This is a genomic window from Streptomyces sp. CBMA156, assembly GCF_014596515.1.
In the GTDB taxonomy this organism is placed as follows: Bacteria; Actinomycetota; Actinomycetes; order Streptomycetales; family Streptomycetaceae; genus Kitasatospora.
Genome location: NZ_MSJQ01000282.1, coordinates 1 through 8,782 on the forward strand (window position 1 = coordinate 1; position 8,782 = coordinate 8,782).

8 protein-coding genes and 1 rRNA gene are annotated in these 8,782 nt (G+C 71.4%); 6 read left to right on the plus strand and 3 right to left on the minus strand.

The genetic code is table 11. The features are described from left to right. The first annotated feature begins 108 nt into the window (after positions 1-108). From BU198_RS23975 to ahcY, 3 genes are all read left to right on the plus strand, one after another. Positions 109-525 (plus strand): hypothetical protein, encoded by a 417-nt coding sequence (locus BU198_RS23975; RefSeq protein WP_188298937.1) that lies wholly within the window; start codon positions 109-111, stop codon positions 523-525. A 79-nt stretch (positions 526-604) separates the two neighbouring features. Next, the gene (locus tag BU198_RS23980; RefSeq protein WP_188298938.1) at positions 605-1,582 is read left to right on the plus strand and encodes a cation diffusion facilitator family transporter; all 978 of its coding nucleotides are present in this window, start codon (positions 605-607) and stop codon (positions 1,580-1,582) included. Between the two features lie 324 nt (positions 1,583-1,906). Then, positions 1,907-3,355 carry an adenosylhomocysteinase gene (gene ahcY / locus BU198_RS23985; RefSeq protein ID WP_188298939.1) on the plus strand — a complete coding sequence of 483 codons (1,449 nt, stop codon included), beginning with the start codon at positions 1,907-1,909 and terminating at the stop codon, positions 3,353-3,355. Positions 3,356-3,418: 63 nt separating this feature from the next. Here the strand turns inward: ahcY and BU198_RS23990 are convergent, their stop codons facing one another. Together BU198_RS23990 and BU198_RS23995 are read right to left on the minus strand one after the other, a co-directional pair. Then, complete coding sequence (locus BU198_RS23990; protein ID WP_188298940.1) at positions 3,419-4,459, minus strand: hypothetical protein; 1,041 nt, start codon at positions 4,457-4,459, stop codon at positions 3,419-3,421. After that, a complete protein-coding gene (locus BU198_RS23995; RefSeq protein ID WP_188298941.1) occupies positions 4,456-4,968 on the minus strand; it encodes a SigE family RNA polymerase sigma factor in 513 nt (170 codons plus the stop codon). The genes BU198_RS23990 and BU198_RS23995 overlap by 4 nt, the downstream gene beginning before the upstream one ends. A 108-nt stretch (positions 4,969-5,076) precedes the next feature. On the opposite strand from BU198_RS23995, the gene BU198_RS24000 reads away from it, so the two are divergent. Further along, on the plus strand, positions 5,077-5,715 hold the full coding sequence (locus BU198_RS24000; protein ID WP_188298942.1) for a hypothetical protein: 639 nt from the start codon (positions 5,077-5,079) through the stop codon (positions 5,713-5,715). Positions 5,716-5,754: 39 nt separating this feature from the next. On the opposite strand, the gene BU198_RS24005 is transcribed toward BU198_RS24000, so the two are convergent. Beyond that, positions 5,755-6,780 carry an RDD family protein gene (locus BU198_RS24005; RefSeq protein WP_223244861.1) on the minus strand — a complete coding sequence of 342 codons (1,026 nt, stop codon included), beginning with the start codon at positions 6,778-6,780 and terminating at the stop codon, positions 5,755-5,757. A gap of 287 nt (positions 6,781-7,067) precedes the next feature. On the opposite strand from BU198_RS24005, the gene BU198_RS24010 reads away from it, so the two are divergent. Together BU198_RS24010 and BU198_RS24015 are read left to right on the plus strand one after the other, a co-directional pair. Then, the gene (locus BU198_RS24010; RefSeq protein ID WP_188298944.1) at positions 7,068-8,072 is read left to right on the plus strand and encodes a stage II sporulation protein M; all 1,005 of its coding nucleotides are present in this window, start codon (positions 7,068-7,070) and stop codon (positions 8,070-8,072) included. A gap of 586 nt (positions 8,073-8,658) precedes the next feature. Then, a 16S ribosomal RNA gene (locus tag BU198_RS24015) occupies positions 8,659-8,782 on the plus strand; the annotation flags it as partial.

Genomic DNA, 8,782 nt, shown 5'->3' on the forward strand with positions numbered 1-8,782 from the left:
GACGAGTCCACCGAGAGCCGCTCGCTCGGCTTCCTCGGCGCCGAGGGCGTCAACGTCCTCCTGCTCAACAAGGCGCTCAGCGAGCAGAAGTGACATCACCTCAAATGTGTGGGTGACCGGGCCGGCCGGCCCGCGCTGGCCGGGCCGCTGCCGCAGGTGCTCACCGCCCACCGCGGCATGTTCACCGGGCAGTTGGGCGCGGGCGCCGACCCGGACGACTTCTTCCGCGACCGGGTCGAGGAGCCGGACCCGCTGCACCTCCAGGTCCTGCTGCTGCGGCACGTCCCGGGCCAGGCGGGCCAGGCGGCGGACGACGAGCAGGACGGTCCGGCCGAGGTGCCGGAGGAGGACGCGGGGCCGCGCAGCTTCGGCGTGACCAGGGCGCACCGGCTGGCCGCCGCGCACGACGTCCGGCTGACCGAGTACGCGAGCACCCGTCCGGACGCGCTGCACGCGCTGGCCGACCTGGTCGCGCTGACCGACTTCGCCGCCGTCTACCTGGGGCTCGCCGCCGCGCAGTCCTGAGACGGTCGGCCGGGCGGAACCTCCCGGCCGGTACGGTAAGCGCTCGACAAGCCGATCGACCCGTGAGGAATCTTCAGGCATGAGTACCGAAGGCGGCACCAAGGCTCTGGTCGCGGCCCTGTCCGCGAATCTGGCGATCGCGGTGGCCAAGTTCACCGCCTTCGGCTTCACCGGCTCCTCCTCGATGCTGGCCGAGGGCGTGCACTCGGTGGCCGACTCGGGCAACCAGGTGCTGCTGCTGGTCGGAGGCAAGCGGGCGCGCCGGGCGGCGGACGAGGAGCACCCCTTCGGCTACGGCCGCGAGCGTTACGTGTACGGCTTCCTGGTGGCCATCGTGCTGTTCAGCGTCGGTGGCCTGTTCGCGATCTACGAGGGCTGGCACAAGATCAGCCACCCGGAGACGCTGGACGCCTGGGGCTGGGCGGTCGGCGTGCTGGTCTTCGCCATCGGCATGGAGGGCTGGTCCTTCCTCACCGCGATGCGGGAGTCGGCCAAGGCCAAGGGCAGCCAGGGCTGGGTGCAGTTCATCCGCACCGCCAAGGCGCCGGAGCTGCCAGTGGTGCTGCTGGAGGACACCGGAGCGCTGATCGGTCTGGTGCTCGCGCTGTTCGGCGTCGGGCTCACCGTGATCACCGGGGACGGCATCTGGGACGGCATCGGCACCCTGAGCATCGGCGTCCTGCTGGTGGTGATCGCCGTGGTGCTCGCGCTGGAGACCAAGTCGCTGCTGCTCGGCGAGTCCGCCGACAAGGAGTCGGTGCGGCGGATCCGGGAGGCGCTGGTGGACGGCGAGTCGGTCACCGGGGTGATCCACATGCGCACCCTGCACCTCGGCCCGGAGGAACTGCTGGTCGCCGCCAAGGTCGCCGTCAACGCGGAGGACAGCGCGGCCCGGGTGGCGGAGGCGATCGACGCGGCCGAGGAGCGGGTCCGCGCGGCCGTGCCGATCGCCCGGTCGATCTACCTGGAGCCCGACGTCTACAGCGCCGAGAAGGCCGCGGCGGGCGACGACCCGGCCGCCACGCCCGGCGGTCCCGGTCCGGCCGCGGGGCACTGATCCCGCTCTGGGGCACGGCTGGAGGCGGGCTCGGGCCGGGAGCCGAAATCGGTCATCCGAGGACGGCCGACGGGGCCGTCGGTGTAGATTCGTCACCAGAGCCAGAACGTCGCTGCTGATGGCGGTCGATCGGTGGTCCGCCCCCGTGGGGTGTGCGCCGGTCGAGGGAGAGAGGTCCTCCGACGGTTTGTGCTGCGCAGCGGGGAAGCCGGTCCACCGCGGACCTGGCAGCCCCGGCGCGGCCGTGCACCCGTACGGCCTGACGCTCGCGACGCACGCACACCCGGACCGTGGCCCCACCCCCCATCAGCGAGGAGCAGACGCATGTCGACCGACATCACCGGTGACTTCAAGGTCGCCGACCTTTCCCTGGCGCCGTTCGGCCGCAAGGAGATCCAGCTGGCCGAGCACGAGATGCCCGGTCTGATGGCGATCCGTGCCGAGTACGCCGAGGCCCAGCCGCTGGCCGGCGCCCGCATCACCGGCTCGCTGCACATGACCGTGCAGACCGCGGTCCTGATCGAGACCCTGACGGCGCTCGGTGCCGAGGTCCGCTGGTGCTCCTGCAACATCTTCTCCACCCAGGACCACGCGGCCGCCGCCATCGCCGTCGGCCCGGAGGGCACCCCGGAGAACCCGCAGGGCGTGCCGGTCTTCGCCTGGAAGGGCGAGACCCTGGACGAGTACTGGTGGTGCACCGAGCAGGCCCTGACCTGGCCTGACGGCAAGACCCCGAACATGATCCTGGACGACGGCGGCGACGCCACCCTGCTGATCCACAAGGGCGTCGAGTTCGAGAAGGCCGGCGTCGCGCCGGACCCGGCCACCGCGGACAACGACGAGTTCCGGATCATCCTGGAGCTGCTCAACCGCACCCTCAAGGACACCCCGAACAAGTGGACCGAGGTCGCCGCCACGATCAAGGGCGTGACCGAGGAGACCACCACCGGTGTCCACCGCCTGTACGAGATGCACCGTGACGGCAACCTGCTGTTCCCGGCCATCAACGTCAACGACGCCGTCACCAAGTCGAAGTTCGACAACAAGTACGGCTGCCGCCACTCGCTGATCGACGGCATCAACCGCGCCACCGACGTCCTGATCGGCGGCAAGGTCGCCGTCGTCGCGGGCTACGGCGACGTCGGCAAGGGCTGCGCCGAGTCGCTGCGCGGCCAGGGCGCCCGCGTGATCATCACCGAGATCGACCCGATCTGCGCGCTCCAGGCCGCGATGGACGGCTACCAGGTCACCACCCTGGAGGAGGTCGTCTCGATCGCGGACATCTTCATCACCACCACGGGCAACAAGGACATCATCCTTGCCGCGCACATGGAGAAGATGAAGCACCAGGCGATCGTCGGCAACATTGGCCACTTCGACAACGAGATCGACATCGCGGGCCTGTCGAAGCTGCCCGGCATCGTGAAGACCGAGGTCAAGCCGCAGGTCCACGAGTGGCGCTTCGCCGACGGCCACACCATCATCATGCTGTCCGAGGGCCGCCTGCTGAACCTGGGCAACGCGACCGGCCACCCGTCCTTCGTGATGTCCAACTCCTTCGCCAACCAGACGATCGCCCAGATCGAGCTGTTCACGAAGACCGAGCAGTACCCGATCGGCGTGTACGTGCTGCCGAAGCACCTGGACGAGAAGGTCGCCCGCCTGCACCTCGACGCGCTGGGCGTGAAGCTGACCGTTCTGACCCAGGAGCAGGCCGACTACATCGGCATCCCGGTCGAGGGCCCGTACAAGGCCGAGCAGTACCGCTACTGACCGGCTGACGGAACCGACGGCCGGCGTCCTCCCCGAGGGGGCGCCGGCCGTCGGCGTCCGCTGTCAGTGGTCCCCGGCCGCGGTCCAGGAGGCCTCGTCCGCGCCGAGCACCTCGAACCGGGCGAGCAGGCCCGCCAGTCCGCCGATCCGCTGGACGGACGGAATCCCCGCCGCGGTGCCGTTGGCGCAGAGCCGGACGCCCTTCTCGACCCGGCACACCGGCGTGCCGCCGTCCGGCCGGCCGTCCGCGAACACCCCGAAGTCGGCCGGCTGGGCCGTGACGCTCAGCCACTTCCCGTCGACGGTGTACGACACGATGGTGCTCCACGGGGGCTCGGAGTCCCTGGAAGGCCGGTGGAGTTCGACGTTGCGCAGCGTGAGGTCGGCGGGTACGGCGGTCGGCCGCACCGGGAACGGGACGTCCCGGCCGGCGAACTCGGCGCCGGCCGCGACCCGGAGCAGGTCGCTCTGGACCTTCGACCCCGACCACAGCGAGGCGGTCAGCTCGGCCCAGCGGCCGGAGGCGGTCATCCAGCGCAGGACGGCCGGGCTCCCCGACGGTTCGTCGGAGTTCAGCCAGTGGGCCTCCCGGCCGTCGACCGCGGGGGCGGTGACCTTGTGCAGCCCGGGGGCGACGTACTCGGCGGTGCCGGTCAGCAGCGAGAGCCGCAGGCTGGGGTACGCCCCTTGGACGGCGGTCCTCGTGGAGGCCGTGGCGACGGACAGGCCGTCGCTCTTCGCGTAGCCGACGGCCGGCTGGGCCAGCCACGACGGCAGCCAGCCGAAGCGGGCCTCGGCGCTCAGCGGCCCGGTGGACGCCGTCGGCTTCGGCGTGGCGGTCGGGGACGGTGCGGCCAGGGTCGGGGCGGTCGGCGTGGGGAGGGCCGGTACGGGGGCCCCGTCGGCCGGGCGCAGCAGCAGCACGCCGGCCAGGACGGCGGCGGTCGACCCCGCCACCACGCCGATCAGGGCCTGCCGGCGGCGGCGCAGCCGGACCCGTCCGCGGGCGATCGCCGCCGTGGCGTCGAGGGCGGCGGGCGGTGCGGGGCTCTCTGCGAGGGCGTTCAGCCGGGCGGTCAGATCACGCTGCTCGTGCGACCTCATGACGTCCTCTCGGCGTTGGCGGGACGCGGGGAGAGCGTCGTACGGAGGGTGGTGAGAGCACGGGAGGTCTGGCTCTTCACATTGCCCGAGGAGCAGCTCATCGCGTCAGCGGTCTGGTCGACCGTGAGATCGCAGTAGTACCGGAGCACCACGGTGGCCCGCTGCCTGGGCGGCAACGCGGCCAGCGCCCTGTGCAGGTCGAGCCGTACGTCGAGGTCGGCGGCGACCGAGGCGATGTCCGCCGTCGTCGCGGTCCGGGTCGTCCGCCGCCACCAGGGCGAGCGCTGCTCCGCGAGGAAGGTGTTGACCAGCACCCTGCGGGCGTAGCCGTCCAGGTTCTCGACCCGGCCGGCCCGCGACCAGTTCACGTACAGCTTGGTCGCGCACTCCTGGACCAGGTCGTCGGCCCGGTGCCAGTCCCCGCACAGCAGATAGGCGACCTTGCGCAGCCAGCCGCTCCTGGAGGCCACGTACTCCGTGAACTCCGCGTCGCGCGCGTGCTTCGCCATCCGCACCCCCTCTCGTCGTGGTGGCGGCCTCCTGCCGCGCCGTCCGCCCCTCTAATGCGGGCACCGCCCGGAACGTTGCACGCGATGTGCGCACGTAGGCTTTCGGGCATGCCCAACGGCCGTTACTCCCTCTCCGACCCGCACGACCACGTCCAGCTCGGCGAGGAGCGCTTCAGCTGCGCCCCCGGGGCGGCCGGGTGGCGGTACGTCTCCAAGACCTACGCGCCGGACGGCCGGGTGCTCGGCAGCACCGATCTCACGCTGGACTCGCGCGCCCGGCCGCTGCGGATGGAACTGCGGGCCGGCGGCTGGCAGGTGCGTGGCGGGGCGGTGGACGGGGTGGCCTGGGTCCGTACCGACCCGGCCGACCCCGCTGGTGAGCACGCGGCGGAGGGACACGACCGGGCGCACGCCTTCACCGGCCGCTCGCCGGGCTTCCTGGTCGCGACCGCCCGGCTGCTGCGGCTGCGGGAGGGGGCGAGCGCGCGGGTGCGGCTGGTGGCGTTCACCGAGCCGGTGCTGGCGCCGCGCACCCTCGACCAGGGGTGGCTGCTGGAGGGCGTCGACACCCACCCGACGGACTCGGGGCCGCTGCTGGTCGAGCGGTACCAGGTGGCCGACCTGGAGACGGGGGAGCAGCAGGTCGTGCACCTGACGGGGGACGTGGTGCTGGCGGCCGGGGGCATCGAGCTGGAGGAGCTGGAGTCGCCGCCGAACGCCTGGCGGGTGGGGGCGGAGGAGGAGTAGCGGGGCCGTGCCGTCCGTCGTCGGCGTCTTGGCGCGGAGTCAGGCGGGCGGGGCGAAGCCGGTGCCGGCGGCGGGCTTGTCGAAGGACGGGGCCGCCGGTGCGACCGGTGCGCCGTGCGCGGGCGGGGCGGCGGTCGGCGCGGGCGCGGGTGGCGTCGGCAGGCCGAGGACCCGGACGGGCCGTCCGTCGGCGGGGCCCGTCGGAGCCTGCGCGGGAGCGGGGAAGGTTCCGGAGGCCGGACGGGGAGCGGGCACCTGGGCGGGGCCCGGCTGGGCGGGTACCGGACCGGCCGCCCACAGCTGCTGGTGGGCCCGCGTCCACTCCCGCCGCTGGCGCTCGGTGAGCACCGCGCCCAGGTACGCCGCCGGGTGCAGCCCCGGCGCGACCGGGTGGCCGATCCGCGCGGCCAGGTCATCGGCCAGGCCGGCGGACATCCTGTGCATCACCGACTGGTCCAACTGGCCGATCCGGCCGAGGAGTTGGCGGATGGACAGCCAGAGTGGCTCCGGCACCGCGGACAGGTCCATCGCGACCAGCTCGTGGCCCATCGTCTGGAGCAGGTGCGGGTGCACCGGCGGCAGCGGGGAGGCGGAGCCGCCCGCGACCGGGGTGCGCTCGCGGACGACCACCGTCCCGGCGAAGATGTCGCCGAGCCGCTTGCCCTCCGAGTGCACCGCCGAGGTGATCACGGCCGGGGCCCCGGTCAGCACGACCATCTCGAAGAAGCCGACCAGCCCGCGGACCAGTGAGTGCCGGAACCGCACCGGCCCGCCGTCGGTGCGCACCACCCGCAGGCCGAGCGCGGCCTTGCCGAGCGAACGGCCGCGGGTGAAGGTCTCGATCATCACGGGCACGGCGACCAGGAAGAACACCATCAGGCCGATCATCGTGGCGGCCAGCGCCGCGCCGTCGAGGCCGATCAGGGCGAGGCTCAGCACCAGCGTGAACACCAGCAGGGCGGCGAACTCCACCAGCAGGTCGATCACGATCGCCAGCGCCCTGCTGGGAAGCTTCGCCGTCTGGAGGCCGAGGACGACCGCCTCACCCGTCACCAGGTCGCTCAAGACACCTGTCCGTTCACGCTCTTGGAGCCGGTACGGCTCGCTCATGGAGATCCCGGTCCGCGCGGGCGGTGGTGCAGGGGGAGGGAATCACCCCGGATCGGCCCCCGTGACCCGCTCTGCGCGGTCTGATCCGCAGCCGCCAACATACGGGGCCCGGTGGGCGCACGGGAAGTGAGATCCCGACGGCCGGGGCAGCGGCCGCTGCTGGCATGCTGGGCCGCACGTGTCCGCCCGTACCCGCCCGCGCACGCACGTCCGCGTCCGCCGCCGATCATGGAGCCGCCGAAATGGACCTGGACGTCTTCGTCGCCACCCACCAGGGGGAGTGGGCCCGGCTGGACGCCCTCGCCCGTCGGCGCCGGCTCACCGGGGAGGAGGCCGACGAACTGGTCACGCTCTACCAGCGCGCCACCGGCCACCTCGCCAAGGCCCAGGCCGCCGCGCCGGACCCGGCCCTGGTCAGCCGGCTGACCGGCCTGGTCTCGCGTGCCCGCAGCGCGGTGACCGGCGCCAGGACCAACGGCTGGCAGGACGTTGCCCGCTACTACACGGTGAGCTTCCCGGCCGCGCTGTACCGCGCGCGCCGCTGGTGGGTGCCGGTCGCGGTCGTCTCGATGGTCGCCACCGCGCTGCTCGCGTGGTGGGTGGCCACCCACCCGGAGGTCCGCAACAGCCTGGTCGCGCCCGAGCACCTCCAGGAGCTCACCCGCCCCGGCGGCCAGTACGAGGCGTACTACTCGGACCGGCCGGCCAGCTCCTTCGCCGCACAGGTCTGGACGAACAACGCCTGGATCGCCGTGCAGTGCCTGCTGTTCGGGATCGCGCTGGGCATCCCGGTGCTCTACGTGATGTGGACCAACGTGGTCAACCTCGGCATCGGCGTCGGACTGATGGCCTCGGCCGGGCGCCTCGACGTCTTCCTCGGCCTGCTCATCCCGCACGGCCTGCTGGAACTGACCGCGGTCTTCGTGGCGGGCGGACTCGGTCTGCGCCTCGGCTGGACCGTCATCGACCCGGGTCCGCGCACCCGCGCGGTGGCTTTGGCGGAACAGGGCCGCTCGATCATCGGAATGTCGATCGGCCTGGCGACGGTCCTGGCGGTCTCCGGCGTCCTGGAAGCCTTCGTGACCCCGTCCGGCCTGCCGACCTGGGCCCGCATCGCGATCGGCGTACTGGCCGAGGTGGCCTTCCTCCTCTACGCCCTGGTGCTGGGCCGGCGGGCCGCCGAGGGCGGAGAGTCCGGTGATCTGGACGCGGCCGACCGGGCGGACCTCCAGCCCGTCGCGGCCTGAGCCGATGTGATCAACAGGCCTCTGACCTGGTACTCTTCTTCCCTGTCCGGCCAAACCATTGACGTGGTGAGGGTGGGCTAGTAGGTTTCAACGGTTGGGACTGACTGGACAACAGTCGGACCCGGGCGTTAGTGTCTACGACACCGCCGAATCGAGGCGAGCGCATTTCACGAAATGCGCGTCCTCTGACGAAGCAAATCCCGCGGACTGAACACTCCGAAAGCTTTGATAAGCTTCGGAACGAAGTTTGCAGGAAATCCCGCCGGCGGGAATCGGATGAATGAAACTCCGGAAAACGGAGCGGAAAACATCTGGTAAGCTGGAAACACGAAAGAACGAAGCCCGGAGGGCCTGCTGGAAGGCAGTCCGAAGGAAGCGTCCGTTCCTTGAGAACTCAACAGCGTGCCAAAAGTCAACGCCAGATATGTTGACATCCCCGGCCTCAGGTTTCCTGGGGTTGGAGATTCCTTTTGAAACAAACACTAGCGAGGACGCAGTGCGCGGGATCACCCTATTCCGGTGGTTGCCGTGCCGCTCAACGCGAGTGTGGACCCGGCGCTTTTAATTAAGCACTGTCGGGAAGACATTCACGGAGAGTTTGATCCTGGCTCAGGACGAACGCTGGCGGCGTGCTTAACACATGCAAGTCGAACGGTGAAGCCCTTCGGGGTGGATCAGTGGCGAACGGGTGAGTAACACGTGGGCAATCT